The 25670-nt window shown below is 49.3% G+C and carries 28 protein-coding genes and 3 pseudogenes; 23 read left to right on the top strand and 8 right to left on the bottom strand.

All coding sequences use genetic code 11. From position 1 onward, the window contains the following. Nucleotides 1-505: 505 nt before the first annotated feature. Nucleotides 506-849 (top strand): annotated as a pseudogene (locus tag ACNTAO_RS12090) (ISH3 family transposase); the annotation flags it as partial. A gap of 89 nt (nt 850-938) precedes the next feature. Here ACNTAO_RS12090 and ACNTAO_RS12095 read toward each other — a convergent pair. Next, nucleotides 939-1304, bottom strand: a complete 366-nt coding sequence (locus ACNTAO_RS12095) for a hypothetical protein (protein WP_435162295.1) — start codon at nt 1302-1304, stop codon at nt 939-941. A gap of 317 nt (nt 1305-1621) precedes the next feature. Here ACNTAO_RS12095 and queF point away from each other — a divergent pair, with 317 nt between their 5' ends. The 13 genes and pseudogenes from queF to ACNTAO_RS12160 form a co-directional block, all read left to right on the top strand. Next, nucleotides 1622-2050, top strand: coding sequence for a preQ(1) synthase (queF, locus tag ACNTAO_RS12100; RefSeq protein WP_435162297.1), 429 nt, complete (start codon nt 1622-1624; stop codon nt 2048-2050). Continuing rightward, nucleotides 2047-3081 carry a hypothetical protein gene (locus ACNTAO_RS12105; RefSeq protein ID WP_435162299.1) on the top strand — a complete coding sequence of 345 codons (1035 nt, stop codon included), beginning with the start codon at nt 2047-2049 and terminating at the stop codon, nt 3079-3081. Before queF ends, ACNTAO_RS12105 begins: the two co-directional genes overlap by 4 nt. 6 nt (nt 3082-3087) lie before the next feature. Next, a complete protein-coding gene (locus tag ACNTAO_RS12110; protein ID WP_435162301.1) occupies nt 3088-3939 on the top strand; it encodes a hypothetical protein in 852 nt (283 codons plus the stop codon). Continuing rightward, complete coding sequence (locus tag ACNTAO_RS12115; RefSeq protein WP_435162303.1) at nt 3926-4444, top strand: hypothetical protein; 519 nt, start codon at nt 3926-3928, stop codon at nt 4442-4444. The genes ACNTAO_RS12110 and ACNTAO_RS12115 overlap by 14 nt, the downstream gene beginning before the upstream one ends. Further along, the gene (locus ACNTAO_RS12120) at nt 4437-8405 is read left to right on the top strand and encodes a hypothetical protein (protein WP_435162305.1); all 3969 of its coding nucleotides are present in this window, start codon (nt 4437-4439) and stop codon (nt 8403-8405) included. The genes ACNTAO_RS12115 and ACNTAO_RS12120 overlap by 8 nt, the downstream gene beginning before the upstream one ends. Before the next feature lie 10 nt (nt 8406-8415). After that, nucleotides 8416-9531 (top strand): hypothetical protein, encoded by a 1116-nt coding sequence (locus ACNTAO_RS12125; RefSeq protein ID WP_435162307.1) that lies wholly within the window; start codon nt 8416-8418, stop codon nt 9529-9531. Beyond that, the gene (locus ACNTAO_RS12130) at nt 9528-10691 is read left to right on the top strand and encodes an ATP-binding protein (RefSeq protein WP_435162309.1); all 1164 of its coding nucleotides are present in this window, start codon (nt 9528-9530) and stop codon (nt 10689-10691) included. Before ACNTAO_RS12125 ends, ACNTAO_RS12130 begins: the two co-directional genes overlap by 4 nt. Further along, nucleotides 10688-11173 (top strand): GNAT family N-acetyltransferase, encoded by a 486-nt coding sequence (locus ACNTAO_RS12135; RefSeq protein ID WP_435162311.1) that lies wholly within the window; start codon nt 10688-10690, stop codon nt 11171-11173. The genes ACNTAO_RS12130 and ACNTAO_RS12135 overlap by 4 nt, the downstream gene beginning before the upstream one ends. A gap of 187 nt (nt 11174-11360) precedes the next feature. Next, nucleotides 11361-11822 carry a 6-pyruvoyl trahydropterin synthase family protein gene (locus ACNTAO_RS12140; protein ID WP_435162313.1) on the top strand — a complete coding sequence of 154 codons (462 nt, stop codon included), beginning with the start codon at nt 11361-11363 and terminating at the stop codon, nt 11820-11822. After that, the gene (locus tag ACNTAO_RS12145) at nt 11822-12598 is read left to right on the top strand and encodes a 7-carboxy-7-deazaguanine synthase QueE (protein WP_435162315.1); all 777 of its coding nucleotides are present in this window, start codon (nt 11822-11824) and stop codon (nt 12596-12598) included. The genes ACNTAO_RS12140 and ACNTAO_RS12145 overlap by 1 nt, the downstream gene beginning before the upstream one ends. Nucleotides 12599-12710: 112 nt before the next feature. Beyond that, nucleotides 12711-13400, top strand: a complete 690-nt coding sequence (queC, locus tag ACNTAO_RS12150) for a 7-cyano-7-deazaguanine synthase QueC (protein ID WP_435162317.1) — start codon at nt 12711-12713, stop codon at nt 13398-13400. 103 nt (nt 13401-13503) lie between these two features. Then, entirely contained in the window at nt 13504-13686 is a 183-nt protein-coding gene (locus ACNTAO_RS12155) for a ribbon-helix-helix domain-containing protein (protein WP_435162319.1), read from the top strand. 62 nt (nt 13687-13748) lie between these two features. After that, nucleotides 13749-13859 (top strand): annotated as a pseudogene (locus ACNTAO_RS12160) (TRAM domain-containing protein); the annotation flags it as partial. A 309-nt stretch (nt 13860-14168) separates the two neighbouring features. On the opposite strand, the gene ACNTAO_RS12165 reads toward ACNTAO_RS12160, so the two are convergent. Next, nucleotides 14169-14705, bottom strand: coding sequence for a hypothetical protein (locus ACNTAO_RS12165; RefSeq protein ID WP_435162321.1), 537 nt, complete (start codon nt 14703-14705; stop codon nt 14169-14171). Between the two features lie 87 nt (nt 14706-14792). On the opposite strand from ACNTAO_RS12165, the gene ACNTAO_RS12490 reads away from it, so the two are divergent. The 7 genes and pseudogenes from ACNTAO_RS12490 (at nt 14793) to ACNTAO_RS12195 (ending at nt 18950) form a co-directional block, all read left to right on the top strand. Then, nucleotides 14793-15074: a DUF7983 family protein gene (locus ACNTAO_RS12490; protein ID WP_496923243.1), complete on the top strand. Its 282-nt coding sequence runs from the start codon at nt 14793-14795 to the stop codon at nt 15072-15074. A 52-nt stretch (nt 15075-15126) separates the two neighbouring features. Then, nucleotides 15127-15387, top strand: coding sequence for a hypothetical protein (locus ACNTAO_RS12170; RefSeq protein WP_435162323.1), 261 nt, complete (start codon nt 15127-15129; stop codon nt 15385-15387). 680 nt (nt 15388-16067) lie between these two features. Continuing rightward, nucleotides 16068-16673, top strand: coding sequence for a hypothetical protein (locus tag ACNTAO_RS12175; RefSeq protein ID WP_435162325.1), 606 nt, complete (start codon nt 16068-16070; stop codon nt 16671-16673). Nucleotides 16674-17044: 371 nt separating this feature from the next. Then, on the top strand, nt 17045-17554 hold the full coding sequence (locus ACNTAO_RS12180; RefSeq protein WP_435162360.1) for a protein-tyrosine phosphatase family protein: 510 nt from the start codon (nt 17045-17047) through the stop codon (nt 17552-17554). 151 nt (nt 17555-17705) lie between these two features. Next, nucleotides 17706-17837: pseudogene (locus ACNTAO_RS12185) on the top strand (IS1595 family transposase); the annotation flags it as partial. A 184-nt stretch (nt 17838-18021) separates the two neighbouring features. Further along, nucleotides 18022-18585: a hypothetical protein gene (locus ACNTAO_RS12190; protein WP_435162327.1), complete on the top strand. Its 564-nt coding sequence runs from the start codon at nt 18022-18024 to the stop codon at nt 18583-18585. Nucleotides 18586-18659: 74 nt separating this feature from the next. Further along, on the top strand, nt 18660-18950 hold the full coding sequence (locus ACNTAO_RS12195; protein WP_435162329.1) for a hypothetical protein: 291 nt from the start codon (nt 18660-18662) through the stop codon (nt 18948-18950). Nucleotides 18951-18996: 46 nt separating this feature from the next. Here ACNTAO_RS12195 and ACNTAO_RS12200 read toward each other — a convergent pair whose 3' ends face one another. From ACNTAO_RS12200 to ACNTAO_RS12215, 4 genes are all read right to left on the bottom strand, one after another. Beyond that, nucleotides 18997-19707: a hypothetical protein gene (locus ACNTAO_RS12200; RefSeq protein ID WP_435162330.1), complete on the bottom strand. Its 711-nt coding sequence runs from the start codon at nt 19705-19707 to the stop codon at nt 18997-18999. A gap of 203 nt (nt 19708-19910) precedes the next feature. Further along, nucleotides 19911-20828, bottom strand: a complete 918-nt coding sequence (locus tag ACNTAO_RS12205) for an HNH endonuclease (RefSeq protein ID WP_435162332.1) — start codon at nt 20826-20828, stop codon at nt 19911-19913. A gap of 188 nt (nt 20829-21016) precedes the next feature. After that, nucleotides 21017-22000, bottom strand: coding sequence for a tyrosine-type recombinase/integrase (locus ACNTAO_RS12210; RefSeq protein ID WP_435162334.1), 984 nt, complete (start codon nt 21998-22000; stop codon nt 21017-21019). Next, complete coding sequence (locus tag ACNTAO_RS12215) at nt 21988-22359, bottom strand: hypothetical protein (RefSeq protein WP_435162336.1); 372 nt, start codon at nt 22357-22359, stop codon at nt 21988-21990. Before ACNTAO_RS12215 ends, ACNTAO_RS12210 begins: the two co-directional genes overlap by 13 nt. A gap of 215 nt (nt 22360-22574) precedes the next feature. Here ACNTAO_RS12215 and ACNTAO_RS12220 point away from each other — a divergent pair, with 215 nt between their 5' ends. Continuing rightward, on the top strand, nt 22575-22961 hold the full coding sequence (locus tag ACNTAO_RS12220; RefSeq protein WP_435162338.1) for a cupin domain-containing protein: 387 nt from the start codon (nt 22575-22577) through the stop codon (nt 22959-22961). A 23-nt stretch (nt 22962-22984) separates the two neighbouring features. Here the strand turns inward: ACNTAO_RS12220 and ACNTAO_RS12225 are convergent, their stop codons facing one another. Both ACNTAO_RS12225 and ACNTAO_RS12230 read right to left on the bottom strand, forming a co-directional pair. Continuing rightward, nucleotides 22985-23788 carry a M14 family metallopeptidase gene (locus tag ACNTAO_RS12225; protein WP_435162340.1) on the bottom strand — a complete coding sequence of 268 codons (804 nt, stop codon included), beginning with the start codon at nt 23786-23788 and terminating at the stop codon, nt 22985-22987. 59 nt (nt 23789-23847) lie between these two features. Next, complete coding sequence (locus ACNTAO_RS12230; RefSeq protein ID WP_435162342.1) at nt 23848-24417, bottom strand: DUF192 domain-containing protein; 570 nt, start codon at nt 24415-24417, stop codon at nt 23848-23850. A 106-nt stretch (nt 24418-24523) separates the two neighbouring features. Here ACNTAO_RS12230 and ACNTAO_RS12235 point away from each other — a divergent pair, with 106 nt between their 5' ends. Beyond that, nucleotides 24524-25648, top strand: a complete 1125-nt coding sequence (locus ACNTAO_RS12235) for an aminopeptidase (RefSeq protein WP_435162344.1) — start codon at nt 24524-24526, stop codon at nt 25646-25648. The last annotated feature ends 22 nt before the right edge of the window (nt 25649-25670 follow it).

The raw sequence follows: 25670 nt of genomic DNA on the forward strand, positions 1-25670 counted from the left end.
GTGATGTATTACGAGTCTTGTGGTGGGTCTGTCGCGCTACCAAGTGGCCAGAGTTAGCGCAATAACCACGAGCACAAGAAGCTACTTGATCGGCAGTTGATTCTTCTACTATCTCTATTTTCTCGTCTGTCACTCCATACATCTTGTAGGCGATTTTGTCGATCATACAGTTTGCCTTTGGTATCTTCTCGTCGAACTTCTGGGCGCGCTCAACCGTTTCGAGGTAGTTTATTTTAACTTATAGGCCACGGCGTGGACATCAGGTGCTAGATCGCATTCAGCTGGTCGACAGCGATCTCATTTTCCTCGACACTTCACGAAAATTCTCAAACCCGACCTCAGTACCTCACAAAACCGCTTAGTTAGAATGTCTGCGTGCTGAGAATGCCCACTATAACACGCAAGCATACGATGAGATTTAGGAGGACTAACCTCTTAATTTTCCGCCAACTAGCTTGACGAGGAGTCCCCTTCTCCTCAGCAAATAACGCTGAAATCACTTCTGAGTACCTCGACGCTCTGTAAAAGAAGCGAAGATGTATCCCAAAAAATTCCGTTCTCTACTATCTCCACAACATAACCTAGAGACGTTCAAACAGGTTGGCAACAATCTCCTCCAGAAAGATTTCCCCGACATCCTTCACAAGCGGTTGGAGGTCGTTTCAGACCTCCAGATGCGGCCCCACTACGGAGACGAAGATGACACTGATGGTCTCTATCACTCCCAAGCAAAGCGCGGACGACCGTATTCCACGACTACGCGACCACTCTGCGCGCGTGTAGAGACCAGAACGGTCTGCGCTGGCGGTTCGCTGTCTCACCGACAGCAGCGTCCTCAGAGAGTTTATTTAGTTGAGGACTTCAGTAAAAACACTGCGCCACAGAGCTCAGACTTCAGAATCAGTTAGCTGAGTATCCTTTGTGTGGTACTGATCATATTATAAGTTTATACTCACTTTGTATGGTATTTTTACAGTATCTTTACCTAATGAAAGTGCTTTGTAAGTAATTCTATTTCTATCTTGAACAATCATCGTGGTTGATCTATCTTTCATCCGAAAGATCGCATAGTGAGTGTAGGTGTCTGTGTCGAGTGCATGAAGATCAACGGGAGGCGAATCTTCTAATGAACCTATCTCAGTTACTTTACCTTCTTCTATCGTTTCTTTTTGTCTTTTATGAAATTTTAGCGTATACAATATATCTCCAGATTTTCCATCTCGCTGTCTTTCTTCAGGGTTCCTATTAGAATCAATCTTCGTCAGAGATAGGCTGGCTTCTTGCTGATTATCTTTTTTTCCCATTATCTATGTCACTATTGGGATGTATTAATAATCTCGGGAGAACGGTTAGGGATCAACCTCTGCCCAGTAATCGAATTATTTCAATTATAATTATCAGACAAATTACATTTTAACAGCTCAAATTTCCTGGGCTGAATTCCACCATTATACTGTTTTAGTAAGGATAACAACTACTCTACTTATGAATTTTCAAAGCAGCTCAGATTGGTTGGTTTTATGACGGTCTAGTTTGATTGTGTTAGATAGAAGTAGATACTTCGTGATGTACACTACGCGGTGTACTTCACGCTCACAAGTCATACCCTCCAACGATAATAATGAATTCGCCAAACCCGGACGTCTTAGACGTGATCGAGAACGAGTACCCTGACAGAAAAACAAAACTCGAACTTGCTGCTCCTGAATTTTCATGCTTATGTCCTGAAAAACCAAGTCAGCCAGATTTTGCTACAATATTTATTGAATACGTTCCTGCCGATCACATTATTGAACTCAAATCGCTTAAACTCTATCTCACGTCATATCGAAATGTCGAGATATACCATGAAGCTGCGACAAACCAGATCTTAGACCATCTTACTAACTGTATCTCTCCACATTGGATGCGCATCACTGCGCAGTTCAATACCCGAGGAGGGATCACAACCGATGTTGTTGTGGAATCTGGTGAACTTGATGAAGATAACATTCCGAACAGCAATGCGACTCGAAAAGAGAATCTCGGGAGAATTGCTTCAGAAAAATGACGCTCACATTCTATGCCGGGATGAATATCTCACCAAGTTCAATGCGGAAGCTCTTCGCTCGGCTTCAGAATGAACATCATACTCTGGCACCGTTAGAGAATGTCATTTTCACGCCGATTGCTCATGGCAACGGAACGCGTAGCGAGATCGAGTCTCTAAGTAAAGAACTTGATCTCAATCTTATGTTCGATTCGGGTGGATATGAGGTACAGGTTGGTAAGAAAACGTTTGATGAACTCTATGAATATCTTTTAGAGTATTATGACGAGAACAGGTGGGGACAGCGATATGTCCTCCCGGATAACGTTCCAATGAGTGATGATGACGCTCAGACGGTTCAAAAAAAAGTTGATGAGACAATTAGTGCGACTCGAATGTGCTTCCGCCGTTTACCTGAGGATGTGAGAGAAGACTCTTTGGCTGTCATCCAAGGCCACACACGCGAGCAAATCTCTCGATGTATTGATGAATACAAGGACCTTGATGGGCTAACAAAAGTTGGGTTCGGTAGCTTTGCAACCGGGGGCGTTAATGGGGGCGTCAATATGATCACCTCAGAGGCATTCAAGAATCTCCGGTGGGCAACCGAAATTGCACATGAACATGGACTTTCAGTCCATGCATTTGGTGTCGGTGGCCCTACCAGCATTCCGTTGTTGTATGAGGCGGGCGTCGACAGCTTCGATACTACAAGTTGGATGCGAACAAGCGGGTACGGAAACGTGTATTTCCCGTTTAAAGGCCGACTTAATGCATCTCATAGAAAGCACCGCAGTGGGAATGTTCTAACGAGACAGGAACTTCCTCACTTGAAAGCAGAGACCGATCATAGCTGTGCCTTCTGCGAACATATGTCTCGCTTGAGTAACAACCGATGGGACCGGATTCTGCACAACCTCATCGTCACGCACGAGGTTGTTGAACGGATTGGTGATATGACTCAGCAGGAGGTTATTGATTTGATGGACCGATCTTCTCAGTATCGAAAGCGGTTGGAAAATATCACGCCTCGAAGGGAGGTGAGTCTTTAAACAACCATGTCGTCAACAAAACTCCACATTGAAGGGGGGACTGGTCGCCCTGATGCAATCAAATCCTATCTCGATCTGATCGACAGACGAGAGTACGATTCTGCTAGTGCCGTTATGGAAGACGCATATGTCGAATTCAATCTTACTCGCCCAAACAAGACAGATCGAGAGGTTGATACAAAAGGAATGTTGACGACCCTCACAAAGTTGGGATTGGTTGAAGACGACAATCGCCAGCAGCTCACTGAACTCGGAGAGGAATTTATTGATGTGATAATTTACAACGAAGATGCTTTCTTTGCCCTGTTCCATCTCCTATATTCGACAGCATATTATCGTAATCCGAGTAGCAAAACGGGTATTTCATGGTCCTATTATCAAATCTCGGACGCCTACCGTCGTAGGTCACCGACAAATTTCGCTGACGCACGCCAAGAGGTGATAGAGGAAGTAATGGAGAAAGCAGATCGGATGGAGTCGCCAGTATTTGATGAGCCCGGTCCACTAAGCAAACGAAGCCTCAATAGTTACAAGCGATTTATTCAGAAGCTTGATCCCCCTGTGTTGGAGAACGGAACGTTTGATCTCCGTTCATTTGCACAGACTGAATTAGTCATTGGTGCAGTTGATTCTCTATATCGGAGCGATACAATCTTCAAAAGCCTACGGTATGGTGATCGTCTAGAATTGTCAAAAGAGTCTAAAGAATTCCTGAGTACTGTCCTTCTGGTACACGAGGATGATCTCCCCGAGTTATTGGAGCACACGGCTTCGATGGATGGGAGATTGTCGATTGAATCTGACTACTCTATCAGAATACGGCTCACAGAAGGGGTGAATATCGATGACCTTGCCTGAGGCTGAACTCCTCAAACGGATGAATACTCTCAAGCAAATCGATATTAAAGAAAGCCTCACATCGGCACAGAAGGGAGCGCTAGAAGAAATCAGACAACACCGTGAGAATGGAGAACCATTCATCAATCTCCATGGTCCGAGAAACAGTGGAAAGACGTTCCTCTGTTGGGCTCTCCGTGAGCACGGATGGAAGTATCAGCAGGCGCACTTCCAACGAGTAACTGAACCGGATGTGACTGCGGTAGTATACGACCACGGGAAACCTGATCGTTCGACTACCCGTCAGTTACGAAATAATGTGGACCTGAGTGGACTTTCTAACGTGGTGTATGTTACAAAATCACCTGCTAAGGAGGTCTATCCCCGAGTTCATCTTTCAGCCGACGAACAGCATCATCAATCGGTAGCTGCCAACTGGGACACATTGGGCCTCGACACAGCGACCCTCTCAAGTGTCGACATGACTGTCAACACCAATACCACCACCAATCAAAACAATGAGTGAAACAACACCATCATCAAACACAGACGAACTGCTCGACCTGATCAGAAAAGACGAAGGGATCATCTCTACTCACACGGCAAGTGATCTTGAGGCCTCTGCTGAATCTGTTGAAGAAAAGTATCGTACGTATGCAGAGACACATATCTCACTTGGGGATACAAGTGGGTTTGAGCAGAAGGTATACGACTCCCTTACAGAGAATGAGAAACCCACGAAAGGCTATCTCTACGGGCCGTTTGGTTATGGGAAGACGAGCACATCGGTTAGTATCTGGCACAAGCTAAATCAAAACGAGATCATCGCTGTTCCTCCATTTACTGTTAGTTCATTCTCGGCGATAATGCGTGCAACATATGGATGGATGCATTATAAAATGCGAACTGAGGCTCCGCCTTATGTGGATGAGTTGGAAAACATCCGCGAGTCGTATCTAGAAAAAGAGATTCGTAGCTATGCTGAAGAAAAGAAAGATGCCCATGATGTCGGGGTGGATAAATTGGTCACGATGTTTGAGGAAATGGAACGAACTGGCGAACTTGACCTCAGCATTAATGCGGATACTCTAATTGACTTCTTTGATGAGTGTACGAAACTGGCCGTCGATGCTGGCTTCGAGGGGCTCGTGGTCCTGGGGGACGAGCTTCAACAGTACTTCAAGAGCGCGGATAACAGGCAGGACGCAGAAGCAAACTTCCGTGACCTGATCTGGGATATCCACTCCGGAGCCCGGATAGATAGTGAATTTGGGTTCTTTGTCTCAATGCCTGCTCAAACAAAGAGTAGTCTGGATACACGCGCAGGCGACGTTCTCAACCGATTAGAGAGCGACAACCTGATGCTTAATCTGGAAAATGTCTACGGCCAAAACTTCCCCGCTGAGCTGTGGAATGAGTACTCTTCACGATTTGGGTTTGAAGACCAACAGCATGATGTGATTACTGCTCATACTCTCAATGCAATCGGGCAGATCTGTTCTCGGCCAGAACTCAGTAATGGCCCGCGAACAGTTATCGATATCTTCCGAATCGCACTCCTAAATTATCAAACTAGTCGTGACCCGTTTACCGCACTTGATCTTGCAGAGGCATTCTATAATGGCGAAGTTCGGTTTCAGGGGAGTTCGACTATCATCCAATCAGCTATTGGAGATGCCCTTGATCACTCTTCAGTAGCGACTGAAGAGCAAAAAACATTCATCATGCTCTGTGGGGTTTTCCCCGAACAGGGGATTCCTGAAGCTGCCGTAGAAGAATATGGACTTCTTGATGCGCGGAGACATCTTTCAAAAAAGCTGCATGGAGAAGTCATCAAAGTCATTGATGAAGGATATACACTTATCGACGTTACACGAAGCGATGGGCCACAAGACGTTGTGCGAGAGTTAATTCGTGACTTCTGGAGCGAATACGATACGGATCACCCTAACGCAGAATATGCTCATAATGCACTAGCAAACCGTCTTGTTGGTGGAGAGATCTTCGAACCCCAGCGCGGGAAGCTGGAGGGTTGGGGCGTTGGTGACGGACTCGACAAGGAGGCACCACAAGTCTACAGAAGGCATGGTATGATCGGTACCTTTGATCCAAACTATCCCAAGCGGAGCGCGACGATTTCGGTAACCGACCCAGCTCACGAGGAGGCTGTCGTTGGCTCGGCTAATCTTGGACCCGCTGAAGAGGATAATGACATCGCGTTCAATTTTGTCCTCGGATGGGAGAAGGCTGATGAAACGGTCGATCCGCACATCCGGCGAGACTCTTCGCGGGAATACACGTTCATGCTGAATGGACGCAAGACGTTTGAGGAACTGCCAAATGGGATCGAGTTCCTCCGAGACGCGATGGACCCAAAAGCAGTCAATCCATTCCTGATGTTGGCTTTAGTCGATTATCTCGATACTACTGACAAAGAACTCGATCCGCAGCAAAAGCAGCGAATCGATTCATTCCAGAACAGCCTCCTCAAACAGGCCATCCAAACGCTATTCGGAGAAGAATTAATTGAGAACGCTCCATTCGAGATTCGCCGTGCAGGGAAAATGGCTGTCAGTACGGTGTTTAGTAAAGCGATAGAGGATCTCTATCCCGATTATAGCACGCTCATCACCAGCACACAGTATGAATCGGTAATGGGCGATTATTTGGACTTTTTAGACTCCTTACAAACTGTGTCACTATGTCGTGGGATAGAGACTCTCAAAGAGCCCAAAGATGAGGTAGCCGAACGGTTTGGTCTCAAGAACACGTCCCCCTTTGATGGGCGCATTAAGAAGCACTATTCTGACATTCTCACTGTCGAAAACTCGGACAAAGACGAATATGAGGTGCGAGCGACACTACACCCGTTCGAACAGTTTATTATAGATGAATTGGAGTCGGGAGACCGAGAAGAATTCTCGCTTGAGGAAATCACGCAAATCGGGTATAACAAGGGGTACAAAACAGCAGAGCTGGATCTCATATTTGAATTCCTTTCTCGTCGGCGTATTGTTGGATTAAACGAGGATGACTCGTTAGTCCTGCTTGAAACTGACTATTCGATTGCACAAGTAGAGGAGGTTCTTAGTACTGGACGAGATCTACTGACTAAGATCGAGAAACTAGATCAAGATGAGGTTCCTGATGGTGTAGAAACAGCGTTTAGCGAGGTTGAAGAAATTCTTGAGGAAACGAATCCAGAAGATGGAGAACGCCTAGAGACGCTATATTATCATACAAAAGAACAGGTAGAGAAATTAGAACAACAGGGAGAAATACTCTATACTCGCCACCACCAAGCGTGTCAAGATCTCAAAAGTCGGATCGAACGAAAGTCACGTCAGGTTGTGCCAAATCACCTTGACAATACAATTGAAGGTGGTGTCCAATTCGTTGGAGGGGTTAACGACGCGCGTGCGTCTATTCGTGGTGAGTATACTGATATCAATAATAAACTAACTGAAGCAGCTTCTGAGTTGGGGAACACCCTTGGGACTCAGGCTGGAAAAGGGATTGACGGCGCAGTACAGCTATCTGAGAAACAAAAAGAGGCTGAGTCAGAATTAGATTCGGTTGAGAAGGAGGTTGAAGAGCTCGAAGAAGACGCCGCGAAGCTCAAGGATTGGAAAGCGTTCACGGCACAGGTTGCGGGTGTCAAAGAGGAAATTACGGACTACGCACGGACGTTTGATGAGGATTCGGTGGATGAAGAAGATGAGATCAACCGATTCATTTCGCAAATATCGGAACGGTTTGCTGAAGATCCAGTCGGTGCTCTTGATAACCTAGAAGGATTTAAAGAGAATCTGAACCGGATTGAGAGCCAGTACAAGAGCAAGCGAAAGGAACATCAGAAGGTCTTCGATGAGAAGCGAGAACTGCTCAAGGAGATTCTACAAGAGGCAACTGACGGCAAAGCACGGGGACTCCGTTCAGCCAATTTCAGCATTCGGAACCCAGAAGAGTCACGTCGAAATCTGCTAGAAGAATTCAAGGACACATATAGAAAGAGCGTAATAGAACGGGCAGAAGAAAATATCGAGGATGCTCGTCGTGAGATCGAGTACGCTCACGTCGTTGGAATAGAAGAGACAGTTGATGCCAATCCTAACGACGTTGAAGAAGGGATACTAACGGCAGAATCCACGCTCCAATCACTTCGATCTGAACTTGACCAATTCTCTTTTACAGATATTGGTAATGAAACCAACCTTGGAAATGGAGGAAGGGACCTGCTTGATACAACCGAAGATATCAACGAGGATGCAAAGGAATTCAGGTATGAACAGGATCCGGATGGGGAGGCTGTCGAAGAGACGCTAGACCGAATCATGGACCACCGCCGAGTGGATTTCAAAGACCTTCTCATGGAATATCACGATGATGGAGACACGGTTGATCCGGAAGAGCTGTTGGACCGCATTCAGCGACTCTTCGTTCTGAACCAGATTGATATAGAAATCTCACAGCGACGGGGGCGCTAATTACGGATCAATGGCATACTTTGAGGAAATCAAGGAACGTGCTCACCAACACCCGGTCATAGCCCCTCTACCAAACCTAGCTAAATTCTATCTTGAGGAGTTTAGCCTTTACTCCTCTGTTGATGACTTTGAGACGGATCTTTATGATCCAGACCATCTTTTCCAGAAGGATGTTATCATCGATGCTGACGAACACCACCCTGATTTCGCTAGGTTATCGTGCGATGAAGAGACGGTAAAGCCACGATTGAACACGGTCGTTGATTGGGATACACATACAGCTCATCAGCGATTAAAAGACGAATTGCTGGTCCAGTCCCAAATCAAAGAACATATTTTAGATTCTGTTTCTTCGGAAGACCTAGTTATATTGATCATCGTTGATGGTCTCTCGTTTGAATCAGTACGGGGGACAGCTGTGGACGCCAAACCGGTTTTTGTTGATGGAATCTCGACCACGGAACCGGGGTATCGGCGAGTAATATATGGCGAAGGCCAATACTCACCCACTTCTGTATATGCAGACCTCCTCGATGCAAAGAGGTTCTATAATGATCTCGCTTTCACATATTGGGAACGTGGTGATGAAGATCTTTCCACTGACCTTCACTCCTCTATGAGTAGCGTGACCCGGATCAGTAGTTTTAGTGAGGTAGTCGATGCTCTCCGCGAGGGGTATCCAATAGAAGAGAAAACGTTCGTTCAAATCACGCGTATGGGACTTGATCAGGACTCTCATAACAGAAAAGAAGAACCGAATAAGTCTGCAGTTGTTCAGGACATACTCGATGACCTCGGGAAGATGCATGAAGCTGCGAACAAACTTTCAGACCAGTTCCGAATATTCCTCACAGCTGACCACGGAATTCTGTGGAGGGATCAGTTACCCTCTGAACCCTCTATTGTTTGTGAGGACTACCACCCACATGGCCGGTTCGTAGAGGGTGGAATAAGCATCAAGGAGGGTCAAACAATTTTTGACAGAGATGGGACTAAGACGACTGGTCTTGGCTATCCACATCTAACGAGGAAATTGGCAAATACCGAGTGGGGAGTACACGGAGGGTTCTCATATTATGAATCCATAGTTCCACTCATCGAAGTCACCGAGGATGATACATTATGAAACTGTATATTGGGCAAGAGATCGAGGATAAAGAGGACGTGTACATCGACGCATCGAGTGCCCGTTCAATACTTGCGTGTGGAAAGCGCGGAACGGGTAAAAGCTACACACTCGGAAATGTCGTAGAAGAGATACACACAGAGACCGACAACATAGTACCCCTCGTTATTGACCCGATGGGTATCTATTGGACGATGGCTGAAGAGAATGATGACCAACGAGACCTGCTTTGGGACTGGGGAGTTACTGAACAAGGATTCCCAGTAAATCTTCTCGTACCCGGAGACCCCGTGGATCGATATGGTGATGATATCGTTCGTGAATTTCGATCTCGCGGCATCGATCTAAATCCACTCCTCCTCAATCCATCAGACATGACCCCTGATGGCTGGTGTGAATTATTCGATCTCAATATTAACAAACCGATGGGAATCACTCTCTATCGTGCGATAAGAGAGCTTAATGAGGACAATAATCCGTTCTATCTCCCTGATATTATTAACAAAGTCGAGATGGATGGATCATCATCTGACCGCACAAAAGAGGCCCTTCTCAACCGGTTAGAGATGGCCCGTGATTGGGATATTTTCGCAGATGAGTACCAAGACGTTTGGAAGACGTTCGATGAAACCCGGATCAACGTTCTCGATGTGAGTGTTCTTGACCCAGGGCAGTACGGATTGCGCAATTTGGTGGTTGATGTCCTAGGGAAGGAACTCTTCAGACAACGGCAAGATGCTCGCCGTCGTGAAGAAATGGGACTGCGAGTTGAGATTCCGAAGGTATGGCTGTTCATCGACGAAGCCCACAACTTTGTTCCGAGCGGCTCATCGTCTTTGGCGAAAGATATGCTAATCCGATGGGTGAAAGAAGGCCGCCAGCCCGGCCTCTCGATCGTCGTTGCAAGTCAACAACCCTCTGCAATCGATAGCGAAGTCCTCTCACAGTGTGATATTACTCTCTGTCACAAGATCACCACGAAAGAGGACATTAGATCTCTGGACAAGCTGAGTCAGGATTACATGGGGAGTAATCTAAAAACGTACGTTAGACAGATCGATAATGTTGGCGAGGCTGTTTTTGTTGATGACGAAGAAGAGACTGTTCAGATGGTGAAGATTCGCCCCCGAAAAAGTCAGCATGGGGGTGGCGAGGCTTGAAATCAAAGCTGAATAAAACCGTTCTCCCCGTCCAAGCTGCATCATCAATCGATGACGTTGAAGCGATCAACGATTTTTTTAATTCACCTGAAATCAAGAATGAACTTCACTGGTTTACATACCGAGATACATTAGAGAGAGCGTTTGAGAGAGACGACAGAAAGCTCTACTACGTAAAAGAGAAATCTGGGACACTTATTGGGGCCTTGATGGTGTGGTGTGAGTCAAGAGTCTTGGAGGAAGAGGAAGCACAAATACGCCTTGTTGCTGTTTCCAAAGTTGCCCGTGGTGCAGGAATTGGACGGTACCTATGTGAAGAAGCAGAAAGATTTGCTCAGGAGTATAAAAAAGAACAGATGATAGCAGATGTAGTAGAGGGGTCACCTGCTGTGGGATTTTGGAAATCGATTGGCTACGAGGTACAATCTGAATGGGAAACAAAGAAACGAACACCGATGCTAACGGTCGAAAAGCCACTATAAATTTCAATCATGTCTTAGTTTTGATTTATATATATATATTCATATAAAATCATAGAATATCTACTATATAATTTGATAAACATATCAAATAAATCTAATTCACTCGGTCGTGTTTACCCCAAGACGAGGAAGTTATAATGAGATTGTAGTAAGACAATTTTAAGCACGTCCTCGATATTACTACGATATGACCCAAAAATTATCAAGAGAAGACTGTGAGACAGGTATCCTACAGGAAGCTGGCACGCAGACGCTGACAATTGGAGAGGACAACCCCATCCGGATCAGCTCGGGCCACCGCATCCTCCACCACGATGGGAAGTGCTCGCGGCCACACGGCCACAACTACAAGATCACCGTCGAAGTAACTGGCGAGCTCACCGAGGAAGGGTGGGTTGTCGACAAGGGCGATGTCACCGATGTCATCGACGCGTGGGATCATCGATTCCTCGTTGAGGAGGGAGACCCGCTTGTCAACGCGTTCGAAGCGTCCGGCGATGGTGATGCCCTCGTCGTCTTGGAGCACCCACCAACGGCCGAGGTGATGAGCGTCCTGCTTGAGCAACGGATGCTTGAGACGTTCCCAGATACCGTTTCGGACGTGTCGGTGGCAGTGCGTGAAACCAGCGAGCTCTGTGCGACCTACTAATGCCGGTCGCAAGTGACGTTGAGGAGCCTCCAACGGACGCTGACGCGGCTGGTGAAGGCCTTCCGATCAACGAGGTGTTCTACTCACTACAGGGCGAGGGCACGCTCGCTGGCGTCCCCTCAGTATTTGTGCGGACCTCTGGGTGTAACCTGCGGTGTTGGTTCTGTGATTCCTACCACACGTCATGGGAGCCAACTGGGGCGTGGCGCGATGTCGACTCAATCGTGGAGGAAATCCAATCACACGAGCAGGCGGAACACGTCGTGCTCACGGGCGGCGAGCCACTCATCCACGAGGAATCCGTCGAACTCTTGGAACGGCTCGACGCAGAGGGCTACCACACGACGGTAGAAACAAACGGGACCATCTACCGGGACGCACCGGTTGATCTAGCGAGTATCAGTCCAAAGCTGGCGAGTAGCACCCCAACGCCCGACCGTGACCCAAAAGGCGAGGGCGAATGGGAGCAGAGACACGAACAGAATCGGATCGACATGGATGCACTCTCTCGCATGGTCGACGACTACGAGACACAATTAAAGTTCGTCGTGACGGATGAGACAGACCTCCCAGAAATAACCGATCTCGTTGATCGAGTGCGAGCAGCAACGGCGACAACCGTAGCGGACGATGATGTGTTGTTGATGTCGGAAGGCATGACCCGAGAGCAACTCGACGGAACGCGCACCGAGGTTGCCCAGTTAGCGATGGAGTACGGGTATCGGTACACACCGCGACTCCACGTTGACCTCTGGAACGATGCTCCAGGAACATGAGTAGCACCGACAGACACTCCGGTCGACGCTGTACGGCAAAGAGAGTATGCCGTGAGCGGAACGTCCAGAGTACTAACCCAAACAATAGCAGTTCCGACGCAATTGAATAACGATGAGCAACAAAAGCGCAGTCATTCTGGTGTCCGGCGGCATGGATAGTGCGACAGCGGTGTACGAGGCAATGGAACAGGGGTACGAACCGTACTTCCTCCACACGTCGTATGGACAGCGCACGGAAGACAAAGAGCACGAGTGCGCACAATCGCTTGCTGAGGAGGTCGATGCGGCTGACTTCCTCCATATCGAAACAGGACACCTCGCACAAATTGGATCGTCAAGCCTGACCGACGAAGAGATGGACGTAGCTGAGGCGGATCTTGAGAGTGACGAGATCCCGACGTCGTACGTGCCCTTCCGGAACGCCAACCTGCTGTCAATGGCGACCTCATACGCAGAGGCAACTGACTCTGAGGCGTTGTTCATGGGTGCACATTCTGAAGATTTTTCCGGATATCCTGACTGCCGCCCAGCTTTTTTCGACGCGTTTCAGCACGTGATCGATGTCGGGACAAAGCCAGAGACAGAGATTGAGCTGAAAGCACCGTTCGTTGAGTGGTCGAAAACAGAGATCGCGGAACGCGGAATGGAACTTAACGTTCCCTACGAGATAACGTGGTCGTGCTACCGTGATGAGGAGCCAGCATGTGGGACATGTGATGCGTGTGCATTCCGGCTTGAAGCATTTCGAAACGCAGGAATGCGTGATCCAATTGCGTACGCACAGCGGCCGGAGTTCTCGTAGCTGGTTTAACAGCCCGGTCATTTTGCGTATTGCAAGCGATGACGCCTGAGAGCAACAACGCGGTGACGACAGTATGAAGATATTCCCTGACGAATCCAGGGGTATGACAAAGATCAGCGTTGAGATCCCTGATGAGTTGCTAGAAGATCTTGACGAACACGTTGGTGAGGAAGGGAAGTTTGTCAACCGAAGCGACGCAATCCGCGCCTCAATCCGGAAGACACTAGATATTCTTGACAAGATCGACGATAGACACGGCCGGATTGACTCCTCCGGCAATACATAGCGTCCCGTGAACAAGTCGGCGACAGGACCGTATGCTCAGGGGGGGATCGAGTACCCGTGTAACTTATCATTACCGATACTCAACAGAGCGAGCGTGTGACGATCGAGATTACCGATGTACGCGAGAATGTCGCCTTCGCAGAAGTTGTGGATCGCATCAGTTACTACAAGTAGTCTGAAGCATTCATTCTCTTTGTTTGTTGACGAGGGCGCGTGACCGATACGCATTCTTCAGTGGCCGACTGTTTCAGTCCACATTATACCAGAAGAATGTGGTTTTCCGAACATGGACACTAGTCTACATACTTTTATGATGATTCTGTCCAGTAAGTCCGTAGGAGTTTGGCTGAAAATTAGAATAACGCTCTTGTGGTGGGTCTGTCGTGCTACCAAGTGGCAGAATTAGCGTAATAATCACGACCTCAAGAATCTAATTGTCTCTTCCATGATTCCGATCATGTTATCAGTCCGTCCGTACAGCTATTAGAGAAATTCGTCGATCAGGTGGTTCTTTGTGATCATCTCGTCAAATCTCCGCTGCATCTTATCGCCAACAATCTCAACTACTTCATGAGGAAGTGCTTGAGCTTCTGTTATATTGGTTGTAATTACAGCAGTTATGTCGTCTCCATCATCAGCAGTCTCTATCGTAACGTACCAGTTATTGGCCGTATAGCCGAGTGATACTATTTGATTGTCCGATTCATCAAGATGTTTCCAAAGTTCCTCTTGAGACTCAATTTGATTACTCAAGACAGCGTATTCCGGGTACGTTTGGAGTGTTACGTGTATTTCTTGATAGATGGACGCAATCGCTAATTTGTGGCCGTCATAACCCACTCTGATCTTCGTTTTAAACTCGGAGGGATTGTTGAATTCTAGGGTGCTAGGCTCAACAGCAGAGTCATTCATCTCTCTAATTGTTGGGAACATGCCCAGATCGTCAACCATTTGTCCGTCTCTATTCCAATTCTCTTCTTCACCCCCATTACTGGAGGTTTTGATGTGTGATTGATACATCACATAGTTTTAATCGAGTAGACACTATTTGTATGTTGGGATTTTGATCGAGATTTTAAACATACAGGAGCAAAAATATAGAATTGGATGTCATATGCGCATGGTTACAGTGGTTCAGAAAAAAGGCAACTCCTTGTGGCAGAGTCGTTACTCAAAATTGACACGAGCAAACTTGGTGACGCCTTGGACGTCACCTCACTCTCTGAATCCGATGTGTACGACATTGAGGAAAGGGAGTACGTGCGGAAGGCAGACGTCGAATCCCGGCTCATCGAGACGCTCGTGGACGGGCTCTTGATTCTTCTAATATCCCGTTTTACGGTGGACCAGAGTTCGTTGTCTGTGTATACGGTAGATCTTCGGTCGTAGGATAACTGTAAGTGCCCATAGATATTTAATGGGTATTCCGGTATACTGTTGTATGGAAGATTTAGAAGAGTATCATGATAAAGTGCATGCGGAGTTGATTAAGATTAGAGGTGGAGTGGATTGGAGGCTGTTGACTGAGACGGATGGTTCGTATTCTCATGCGACAATTCGAGCTGGTAAATTTCGTAATTTAGTGGGTACGTATGAGATTGATTTTAATGGGGTTGATGTGATATATAAGGTGATTGGTAGTGTGTATTATACGCCTAAGGATACGGCAGAGGCTATTGATAGGGAGTTGTTTGATTGGTAGGGTATGAGTGGGTTTTCGTTGAGAGAGTTTGTGTTGTTGTTGGTAGTTTCTAGTGTGTTGTTTGTGAGTGTGCAGGTGAGTGGTGTTGATGTGTTGTTTCCGTCTGTGTTTGAGATTCCGTCGTTTGGTGATTCTGTGAGTGGTATTGTTGAGAATGTGTCTTCGGTAGCTGTTCCGTCTGTGAATAATTCGAGTATGACTGGTGAGTTATTGAGGTAATCACAAGTTACTTATGTATTCACACATTTTAGTTAACGTAAGGTGAATTACTTTGGGTAAACATAATTGGGCGATTAAAGAAAAGAAGTGGGAACGAGATCTTGAACAGAGGCTGAACGAGTATAGACTTCATCAAGTTCAGAGTGATTCAGGGACAGAAGGAATAGTCGTGAGTGATTACAAGTCAAAAGAGTCGTTCGTGATGGTTGATGCAGACAGTATCGTGGATGTAGTGATTTAATTCGGCTGAGTTTCACCTGAAAGTAGGCGCTAAGGCCCCTTCCTCAACGAACGAGCGAAGCGAGTGAGTAGGGAGGGGTAGTTCACGAAAAGGGGTGTGGGTTTTGTGTTATTTGAGCGGGATCAAAGTTATGATTTTATATCTCTAGTATATTGCCATTAGGATTTTAATATTAAGAACCGGAGATAGATTTAAATATTGCGATACATATTATATAATTATGTCAGTAGAACATTCTAATAATGACACTGATGTACAGACTACAAACAGCAATAGGAATGCCACTTCCCTACAGAATATTGATGAAATTGATGCGGCACGTCTTGTACGGGAATATCCACATATCGAATCGTCAAATGACTACTTCAGCTGGATGCGTAACGCTTGGCGTCTTATAATTGATACAGACCACGACCAAGTGGCTGTAGCAAAGTATGATAAGTGGTCTCAGATGCCGACTTTTCGGATGATGAACCACCAGATAGACCCGACAATCATTACGATTTGTACTGCCCATCACGTGGATATCAATACGATGGCAGACCTTGTTGAAGTGGCACAGGTGTACGATATTGACTACTTGGACTCGGAATTGTCGACCACTAAGATACGTTTCACTGCTGAGGATTCAGATCACACTGAGCGACCTGATCAGGTTAATGTTATTATCACACAAGATCCGGGACCAATCAAGAGGTATGCCGATCACGTCACACGTCTGAATGAGGAATACGATTCACTACTGAACGAAATCAAGTCACAGCGAAAAGAATCCAAGAAAAAATACGAAGATTGGCTTGACAGTGACCACCGTCGATTCCGATGAGAGTTCGCTCTTGTCACGTAATAGTGGCCTACTTTATGTGAATTTGGCTCTGTTGAAATCCTATTCTTCAGATATATTCGCGCCTGAAACGACTGGTCGATGAAGAGTACGTATTGACCGATTTTGATCCGACTGTGGGAATGCTTCTATGATACTCTCGAAGTGACTACTTATTTGTGGGATGACCCAAGATACGGTATGACTGACTCGGCGTCTCCAAGCACTTTTTTGTCGCTATCTGACCCGATTGACGTTCAAGCAGCCCTGCCAACGCTATGTGGTCAATACGACGTACCCGAAGTGGTTGTAGAAGATGGGATCGAGCCTGACGCGATCGTTAGGTGGGAAACGTATTCTGCAGCTGCACAGAGATGATAGCTCATCATATCGCCCCTGTAGACCCAGATACCGAGATCGTGTATGGAGCCTGTCGCCCCGGATATCCAGCGACCGAACCAGACGAAACAGATGTCGCGGCTTGGTTAGCAGCAATAGAGGACCACGGGATCAAACGCGTGTGCTGTCTGCTGTCAGCAGACCAACTACAGCTGTATGACGACCTCCTCGACCAGTATCAGAGCAGATTTGGGTCAGATCACGTACTCCACGCGCCCGTTCAGGATCACACACCAGTCTCTACGAATCTGTTCAGCGAGCAGATCTGGCCGTTTCTGAAAGAATCTATGCGACAGGAACTGCCGGCTGTCGTACATTGCTCAGCAGGGATCGGCCGGACGGGACAAGTACTTACGCTGTGGCTAGCGCTCGAACATGACTATGATCTTGAGACCGCAATCCATACCGTCCGCAATCAGTATCGTGACCCACTTGAGTCGGTTGCTATTGATACCTTCCGGGAAATGTACGACGCTCTTCTGTAGGAGATTGTTGATACTGCTGAGCTGCGGCTGTCGAGTCGAAGAGGACAAGCATACCGCGTCAGCGGTGTCCGACACGGATGATTCCGCTAGATGTGTTTGGGTCGGAATCGGTCGCAGCGGACCTGTTACAGCAGGTTCGTTGGCGTGATGGTGGCTCTCGCCGCATTGAGGCATCTCAAAAGATCGCCTCACACAGTATTCCCGAGCGTTCCAACTCAGACGAGAACTCTACCGCAAATCCGGACGAGAAGCGTTCAAACACGCCGTCAAAGCAACTCTCTGAGATCAACAATATGCTACACAAGAGCGTTGTGTCATAGATAACCGCAGTTTCCCGCTTCAACTCCTTCGTTTTAGCGACCTATCCTGCCGCTGTATGCCGATTCAAAACAGCCCCCTGATCAGGTTAGCATAGACGATCTCGTTAGTCTCCAAACACTATTACGACCGAGACGTACTGTCGGAACATGGTAAAAATCCCGATGGATAAAGACAAATTAGACGGGTTGCTTGAAGAACAAGAACGCCGTACTAAGGAAAGACAAAAACGCCGCCGACTCTCTCATATTGATGAGAGTCAGTTAGTTGAACCAATAAAACAGGAACTTGAATCGTCTGGATTTTGTCCTGATGATGGTATTACTACTTGGTATGCGGAGCCAGATGTGTTTGTACGCGAGCGCAAGCGTGACGAAGTCCCGGCCAACGTTACTGAGCGTCCTGATTTAATATGTGAGTGGGAGGCCGAACCCGGAGCCGGGTCTACGTTGTATGTTATCGAATTAAAGAAACGATTTGGAAAGAAGGGCATTGGACAGATCCTCACATACTATTGGGCGGTACGGAATGGAGCTAAGATCGTGGATGGCGATAGAGAGTATTCGATTACCGGGGACGAACCTGTGATTATGATTATCGGTACGATGGAATACAAATCGACATACTACGATGAGGTCGTCAACTGGCTTCAAGAGTCGATTAAATTGGAGGGGGTAGCGGGGATTGAAGTGATTCCAATTGAACCTGAGTAAAACAACGATCTCTGCGGTGTCAATGTGGCTGTTATGACACAAAGCTTCAATCATTAGCCGGTAATATTTCCTATATGGTTGATGATCAAATCCCGAGTTTTCTCGAAGACGAAGTTCGGTCGAGAATCGCTTCAAGAGGGACTGAAAGTACATTTATTGTGGATGAATCAAGTGAAGAAGTGATCGTGTCGCATACAGGATTTACCAACGCATTAAAAAGAGAGTACAGAAATGCCTGTGAGGAAAGAAATGAAGAAGAAATCAAAGTCTATCATCTAACAAAAGGGGATGGGAGATCCAACTCGTTAGATACGATAATGCGAACCGTATGGAGGGTGAGGTGGTTTGGCGTAGATAAGTCATAACGACGCCGTCTTCTAACTACGTATTCCCCTAACCCACGATCGCGTCCTAACCCCGTTGGACGTTGCCCGGAATTGATTCAAACAGTCTGAGTAATCTTCCGATTTTGAGTTGTTCTCGCTTGAATTCAAAGTTATCGTGATCAACGCTCTGCCGGATCTTACGTAATGGTCTGGCAAGTGGAGCGCGTTCTAAGGGGATGATTTCTCCACTTTTTGTAACTTCAAATGTACCCCATCTGAGAATGTCTGTAGCAATTCCGAAAACCGGTTTACTCGCCTTTTGTAGGTAGTCTTCCCGAAGTTCCTTACTCGCATGTTCATATCTTCCAAACTTCTTGTGTTCAATAATAATTGTTGGTACAGATTCATTTTTTGGCCAGTTACGAGGTAAAAGGCGGAGATCGGGATATACATTATCGGACCAAATTGCTCTCTCTGTTTGCGCTGGTCGTGGCTCTATCAGAAATGAATATCCAAGGGATTCCACTATCGATTCAATGAGGAATTGTCGTAGAAATGTGTGAGTTTCTTGTCCGAGATATTCTGCCTTCAAATATTTTTCGTTTTCAAATATATCCAGCGTTGAAGGTCCTTGTTGGGTGAATGTGGATAATCTGGCATTAACTTCCTCACAGAATTTGATTATAATGTCTATTATATCGTCACCCGCTCCGGGACCAAATGTGCTGTGGAGGTCTGGAGGATCCCCATCTGGATCAAAGTTTTCTATCCACTTTGAAATATCTTCATCTATCATAGATCTGTGTACTGTCGTCTGATTAATAGTACTAAGGGGCAAGCGGGGATTCGCGTACATCTCCCACCACAGCACTGACCAACCTTGTTGAGATTCTCAATTGGTGATAGGTTTCAACGGCCGTGCTGAATATAGGGCGCATATACAGCGGAGTTTCTTCGCCGTAGATATGAGAATCATTTCGCATCGCCATCACCTATCTTCTAATATACTATCTCTTCTAATTGTCTCGTTAAATCAGCAAATTCCTGATTTGAATCATCCACTTTTTCCACGATCTTGTTCGCTTTTTTTCTCAACGATTCCAAGTGGGAATCCTGTTTTTCTGAAAAGACTATAGTGATTTGGTTACCACAAGATTTACAAAAGTCTTGAGTCACTTTTTCAAACTTTTTTCCACAATTTTGACAAGACCACACATCAGGGAGGCTTTCTCCACATTGTCCGCAAAATGAGTCTTCAAAAGATTCTTTATTCCCACAATTTGTACATATCGTACCATCAATATTTTCAATATATTCTTGAGATATATTTGAACCCTGTAGAAGGAGATCGGTCTGTTCTAACATTACTATAGCCATATTTTCGAGCTTATTCTGAGCTTCGTCTTTACTTTGGACTTTCTCGCTTATATCTAAACTTTCGTAATCTATATTCTTTAATTTGAATCTGCAGTCTGTCAAACCTTCTCGGGCTTCTTTGGCAATTGATATAAATTGCCCACCTCTTTGTGCAATCTCGTAATCAGGCCAGTCATCAAAATCGCCAGTAGGTATAGTGATTAAGCCAGAAACAGTCTCTTTCTGTTCTTGAAGTTGGCCCATAGTTGAAGTAATGCTATCTATGTCACGAATTCTTCTTGAATCAGTACTATCACGAGATTGTTTAGTTGGAGCCTTCTGGTCGCTGTGGACTGCTTTGTGACACTCTTTACAAATGGTAATGAGATTTGTTGTATCATGCGTTCCCCCCTGTGACTTTGGAACGACATGATGAGCGTGTAGTTCCGCATCCCCTTTTGAACCACCGTGTCTCCCACAATTCTGACATTCGTGTCCATCTCGTTGATATACTATCTTCCTTCTTGAATTCCAATCCGATGGGTAGTCATCTGTTGGCATATCGTATTTATTATCCACTCAGATATTAAAGAGATTTGCCCATCAGATAGGTTTGGCAGTCACAGGGTTCGTCACTCGACTAAAGACGGATTTGCGTCATTATGTGTATACGTTATGTTGGATTTACGCTCTGTATTCAGCACTCGGTTCTTGTCAGAGCCAAATAATTTCAACAATGCCAGATTTAATTATAGTGTGATTCCGTATCGATCTCGTTTATCAATGGACGTTGTGTCGTCAATGTAGTTTTTGGCGGTTTCGAGATTTTCCCATCCTACGATATTACGGAGGCTCATTATATCTCCATTGTTGTCAATCCAACTTTGACAGAATGACCGCCTTAGGATGTGACTCGTGTATATTGAGCGTTTACGCCCGTCAGAGTATGTCTCATACTCAATATCGATGTTGCTCTCTTCTAGCGCCCGCATAAATATACGACGACCTACATCTGTGGATATGTTGGCGTTATCTATTTCGACACCATTCTCTGCTGCGTCCTCTTGTTCTCTGACTTTGTACTGGTTAGTGTTAGATGCGATGAATATGTAGTCGCTATCTGGGTCATTGTATTTGAGTCTGTATCTATCATTTATGTATGTGTCGAGTAATCGTCGAGTTTTGCGGTCAAAATACACTGTTCGCTCACCAAAATCAGTTTTTACGGTGTCTATTTTGATTTCTCGTTCTTCTAAATCGAGTTTTGACAATTTAGAGTTACAGGCCTCTGCGAGTCGCATACCAGTAGATGCCATAAGAGAGAGCAGTGCCTTGCCCCGGCTCGTCCCTGCCGAATCAACCAGATCACGTAATTGGTCAGTAGTAAGCGTGGGTTTAGCATGTGTCGTGGCTGATCCATCGAGGTCTGGGTTGGCTTTATTAACGGGATTCTTTGTGTCTGCATCCATTAGGAGCCAGTCATAAAAGACGGATATATTACCGATATATTGTGCGGCAGTGGACTCTGCTAGGTCTCCTTCTAGTTGACCGACGAACACATCCATATCTCTGCCACTGATAGTTTCGATGTCGATGTCGTACTCATTGATGTACTGCTCAAATCGTCGTAGAGCCGATTGGTAATTTGTGATGGTGCTGTCGGCTTTACTACCTTTTTGCCGCTCGATAAACTGGTCTATCTGCCTGTGGTCCCATTCCATTATCGGCCCCACCGACCTTCGTCGTCTCGTTTTTTCTGGTCTTGTCCGAGTTGAGAGAGTCTGTAGACTACTTCTTCACTAATTTCTTCGATTGTTGGTGTGGTCTCTTGGGTTTCAATGACTTCTGAGCGGGTTTTGACTAGTTCTTGTTCGAGATCGTCTAGCCGGCTGAGTACTTTTTCCCCGTCGAGCGTTTTGCCTTGATTTGTGGTTTTGTCGGACTCAAACAGGACTTGTTCGACGCCGACACGAATCGCTTGTGCGATCGATGTGAACTCATCTGAGTCGTCGATGGCGTCGGTCCATCGTGTGTGCCTGTCGTCGGTTATCTGTGTGCCAATCATCGTTTTGCCATCGTCATCATCAGGCATGGATCAGTCTTCTCGTCGAAGGGTGTTATAACTATAGTATACGTTTGTGCAGTACTTCAAGTGCAAAGCCTGCGGGAAGCGGTGGCGTGGATACAACTGAGACGGAGTCGAGCGTGCCGCGTTCGGACACCCAGCCGCGTGTGGTGATCGCTCCGTCTCGTGGGTGAGCCGAGAGACGCGCCACGTTTTATGTTCGGCGGGCGAGAGCGGGCGACATGGCCAACACGAGCGACGTACACGCAGAACCCGTGATCGTGCGCCACGAGGCGGTGCGTGCCGAGCCGGTCGACGCGGCCGAGGGGCTCCGGAAGGCGGTCCTGATCGACGAGTCCGACGGCGCACCGACGTTCGCCATCCGGCGGTTCGAGCTCGACCCGGACAGCACGGTGCCCCGACACACCAACGCGATCGAACACGAGCAGTACGTGCTCGAAGGCGAGTACGTCGTCGGTATCGGCGAGGACGAACACGTCGTCGCCGCCGGCGACGCGCTGTTGATCCCGGCCGGCGTCGAACACTGGTACCGTAACGACGGGAGCGAGCCGGGGGCGTTTCTCTGTGCGGTACCGAACGGCGACGACGACATCGACCTCGTCGAGTGACCGGCTGACCGGCCCACAGCGGCTCACTCGAGGACGCCGACGCGCTCTGCGACGTACCCGAACTGGTCGCGGTACCCCTCCGCCGAGAGCAACACCGGGTAGAAGTCGGCCTCCGCACGGACTGGCTCGCCGTCCGCGGTCGCGAATCGCTCACCCGCCTCGACGCGTTCGAAGTTGTGAGCGAACACCTCGTACTCCGTCGCGGCCGGCTTGGGGATCCGCTCGTGGAGCCGAAACACCGGCACGGCCTCACGGCCACCGGCGTCGACCACGCCGTCTGCGGCCGGAGCGGCGAGCGCACCGGTCGCGGCGAGGAACGCCCGGGTGACCCAGTACGCGTTGTCGGCCGCCTCCGTCGACCCCTGTAGCCCGGCTTCGATCTCGAGTGTGTGTGGTTGTTCGATGAGCCGTCCCTCGGTGATCGCGTCCGTCTGGACCACCGCGTCGACTGGGAGGTGTGGGGCGACCGCGCGGGCGACCTCGTCCATCGAGTCGACGACGGCGAACGGCTCGGCGTACGACTGTGTCGAGTGGATCGCGAGGGTCGTACACCCGGCGAGCTCGGCGTGAAGCCTGTGGGCGAGCCGCTCCTCGTGTGTGTCTGCGTCCGGGTCCCCCGGGAACGACCGGTTGAGGTCGGCCTCGAGGTAGCGCTCGCCAGCTGCGAGCGCCTCCTCGTTCGCGACGATCAGCTTCACGGCGCGCTCGACCGCCGGCGACTCTCCTATCAGTCGCTCGACTGCGCGGGCGCCGCAGGGCTCGTCGCCGTGGATCGCCCCGACGACGGCGACCTCGGCCGGCCCCTCCCCGAGCTCGTGGATCTTCATGGGCCCACCTGGCTCCGGGCGGGTAAGTGGCGTTCGGATCGACGCGTCTCGGCCGACGCTCACACCGGGTCGAACCGGAGCACGTCACCGACGGCCACGTCGTGGGCCGTGGTCCACTCGTATCCCACCTCGAGCACGTACTTTCCGCGGCCGGGGTACCGTTGGTTCTCGCCGTCCTCGTCCGGGCCCGGTGCCGGAGCGTGGTGTATCTCGGTGATCACGCGGTCGGCGCCGGCGAACACGATGTCGATGCCGAAGTCCATCTCGCGCATCACGTACGTCAGGCCTCGCTCGCGCTCGTGGACGAACAACATGCCGCGGTCTTCGGGCAGCGACGGCGTGTCGCTCAGTCCCGTGTATCGCAGCGCGCGGGTGTCGGCGACCGCGGCGGTCACCGCCCCGAGACGGTCGCCGGCGGCCGACTCGACGACGACGTCGCGGGTGTCGTAGTCGGCGTGGATCGGCGCGTCGTCGGTCTCACCGTCGTCCGTCACAGCCCCGTCCGCGTCGGCACCGTCGCTCTCGTCGGCCGGCCCGCCGGTCGACGATCCGCCGAGACACCCGGTAATGCCCACGGCGCCAGCGACCACACCGATGAGTCGTCTGCGCGATCTGGTCGGTGCGTTCATACGACCGATCGTCGGCCAGCGGTCATAAACCGGTCGCCGGTGGCTGTGTACGAGGACGCGTCACTCCGACGGGAACGCCTATCCCCGCCCCCGCCGAAGCCGGTCCATGGACGAACGCGTACGCGAGCACGCGAGGGTGCTCGTCGACTGGAGCGCGCGGGTGACGGCGGGCGACGACGTCGTCGTCAGCGTCGCCGACGGAGCCCACGAGTTGGCCGTCGCGGTCGCCCGAGAGCTCGGCGAGCGTGGGGCGACGGTGACGACCCTGTACGACTCGGCGGAGGTCACCCGCGGGTACCTCCGCGGGGTCGCCGCGGGCGAGGTCGACGTCGACGACGACCAGTCGGTCGACCGGGCGCTGTACGAGGCCGCAGACGTCGTCTTGCGGCTCGGTGGCGGCCGAAACACGACCGCGACCGCCGACGTTCCCCGCGAGACGCGGCGGGCGTACGCGACGGCGCGTCAGGACGTTCGCGAGGCGCGCATGGCCGCCGACTGGGTGTCGACGGTCCACCCGACCCGAGCGCTCGCCCAGCAGGCCGGCATGTCCGTCGAGGCATACCGCGACTTCGTGTACGACGCAGTGTTGTGCGACTGGGAATCGCTCGCCGAGGAGATGGCCCAACTGAAGGCGCTCTTCGACGCGGGCGAGCGCGTCAGACTCGTCACCGAGCGCGCAGACGCACCGAACACGGACGTCGAGATGCGCATCGACGGGCGAACCGCGGTCAACTCCGCGGCGTCGGTCGCGTACGACTCACACAACCTCCCCTCCGGAGAGGTGTTCACCGCGCCGTACGCGACGGAGGGAGAGGCCTTCTTCCACGTGCCGATGACGATCGACGCGACCCGCGTGCGCGACGTACACCTCGTCTTCGAAGCCGGGGAGGTCGTCGACGTCACCGCCGCACAGGGTCAGTCGGCCGTCGAGAGCGTCCTCGAGACCGACCCGGGCGCGAGACGACTCGGCGAACTCGGCGTCGGGATGAACCGCGGTATCGACCGGTTCACCGACTCGATCCTCTTCGACGAGAAGATGGGCGACACCGTCCACCTCGCGGTCGGCCGGGCCTACGACGCCTGTCTCCCCGAGGGCGAGTCGGGGACCGAGAGCGCGGTACACGTCGACATGATCACCGACGTGAGCGAACGGTCGCGGCTCGAGGTCGACGGCGAGGTCGTCCAGCGAGACGGCACCTTTCGATGGGAGGACGGCTTCGAGGCGGCCTGAAGAGCGTCGGGTCGGGGCCGCC

This window comes from Halorubrum zhoui (assembly GCF_051194155.1).
Taxonomy (GTDB): domain Archaea; phylum Halobacteriota; class Halobacteria; order Halobacteriales; family Haloferacaceae; genus Halorubrum.

What these genes read in the sequence shown, in the direction of transcription:
- ACNTAO_RS12095 (WP_435162295.1), bottom strand. Translation starts at nt 1,304, where the DNA reads ATGGGAAAAAAAGATAATCAGCAAGAAGCCAGCCTATCTCTGACGAAG.
- queF (WP_435162297.1), top strand. Translation starts at nt 1,622, where the DNA reads ATGAATTCGCCAAACCCGGACGTCTTAGACGTGATCGAGAACGAGTAC.
- ACNTAO_RS12105 (WP_435162299.1), top strand. Translation starts at nt 2,047, where the DNA reads ATGACGCTCACATTCTATGCCGGGATGAATATCTCACCAAGTTCAATG.
- ACNTAO_RS12110 (WP_435162301.1), top strand. Translation starts at nt 3,088, where the DNA reads ATGTCGTCAACAAAACTCCACATTGAAGGGGGGACTGGTCGCCCTGAT.
- ACNTAO_RS12115 (WP_435162303.1), top strand. Translation starts at nt 3,926, where the DNA reads ATGACCTTGCCTGAGGCTGAACTCCTCAAACGGATGAATACTCTCAAG.
- ACNTAO_RS12120 (WP_435162305.1), top strand. Translation starts at nt 4,437, where the DNA reads ATGAGTGAAACAACACCATCATCAAACACAGACGAACTGCTCGACCTG.
- ACNTAO_RS12125 (WP_435162307.1), top strand. Translation starts at nt 8,416, where the DNA reads ATGGCATACTTTGAGGAAATCAAGGAACGTGCTCACCAACACCCGGTC.
- ACNTAO_RS12130 (WP_435162309.1), top strand. Translation starts at nt 9,528, where the DNA reads ATGAAACTGTATATTGGGCAAGAGATCGAGGATAAAGAGGACGTGTAC.
- ACNTAO_RS12140 (WP_435162313.1), top strand. Translation starts at nt 11,361, where the DNA reads ATGACCCAAAAATTATCAAGAGAAGACTGTGAGACAGGTATCCTACAG.
- ACNTAO_RS12145 (WP_435162315.1), top strand. Translation starts at nt 11,822, where the DNA reads ATGCCGGTCGCAAGTGACGTTGAGGAGCCTCCAACGGACGCTGACGCG.
- queC (WP_435162317.1), top strand. Translation starts at nt 12,711, where the DNA reads ATGAGCAACAAAAGCGCAGTCATTCTGGTGTCCGGCGGCATGGATAGT.
- ACNTAO_RS12155 (WP_435162319.1), top strand. Translation starts at nt 13,504, where the DNA reads ATGACAAAGATCAGCGTTGAGATCCCTGATGAGTTGCTAGAAGATCTT.
- ACNTAO_RS12165 (WP_435162321.1), bottom strand. Translation starts at nt 14,705, where the DNA reads ATGTATCAATCACACATCAAAACCTCCAGTAATGGGGGTGAAGAAGAG.
- ACNTAO_RS12490 (WP_496923243.1), top strand. Translation starts at nt 14,793, where the DNA reads ATGTCATATGCGCATGGTTACAGTGGTTCAGAAAAAAGGCAACTCCTT.
- ACNTAO_RS12170 (WP_435162323.1), top strand. Translation starts at nt 15,127, where the DNA reads ATGGAAGATTTAGAAGAGTATCATGATAAAGTGCATGCGGAGTTGATT.
- ACNTAO_RS12175 (WP_435162325.1), top strand. Translation starts at nt 16,068, where the DNA reads ATGTCAGTAGAACATTCTAATAATGACACTGATGTACAGACTACAAAC.
- ACNTAO_RS12180 (WP_435162360.1), top strand. Translation starts at nt 17,045, where the DNA reads ATGATAGCTCATCATATCGCCCCTGTAGACCCAGATACCGAGATCGTG.
- ACNTAO_RS12190 (WP_435162327.1), top strand. Translation starts at nt 18,022, where the DNA reads ATGGTAAAAATCCCGATGGATAAAGACAAATTAGACGGGTTGCTTGAA.
- ACNTAO_RS12195 (WP_435162329.1), top strand. Translation starts at nt 18,660, where the DNA reads ATGGTTGATGATCAAATCCCGAGTTTTCTCGAAGACGAAGTTCGGTCG.
- ACNTAO_RS12200 (WP_435162330.1), bottom strand. Translation starts at nt 19,707, where the DNA reads ATGATAGATGAAGATATTTCAAAGTGGATAGAAAACTTTGATCCAGAT.
- ACNTAO_RS12205 (WP_435162332.1), bottom strand. Translation starts at nt 20,828, where the DNA reads ATGCCAACAGATGACTACCCATCGGATTGGAATTCAAGAAGGAAGATA.
- ACNTAO_RS12215 (WP_435162336.1), bottom strand. Translation starts at nt 22,359, where the DNA reads ATGCCTGATGATGACGATGGCAAAACGATGATTGGCACACAGATAACC.
- ACNTAO_RS12220 (WP_435162338.1), top strand. Translation starts at nt 22,575, where the DNA reads ATGGCCAACACGAGCGACGTACACGCAGAACCCGTGATCGTGCGCCAC.
- ACNTAO_RS12225 (WP_435162340.1), bottom strand. Translation starts at nt 23,788, where the DNA reads ATGAAGATCCACGAGCTCGGGGAGGGGCCGGCCGAGGTCGCCGTCGTC.
- ACNTAO_RS12230 (WP_435162342.1), bottom strand. Translation starts at nt 24,417, where the DNA reads ATGAACGCACCGACCAGATCGCGCAGACGACTCATCGGTGTGGTCGCT.
- ACNTAO_RS12235 (WP_435162344.1), top strand. Translation starts at nt 24,524, where the DNA reads ATGGACGAACGCGTACGCGAGCACGCGAGGGTGCTCGTCGACTGGAGC.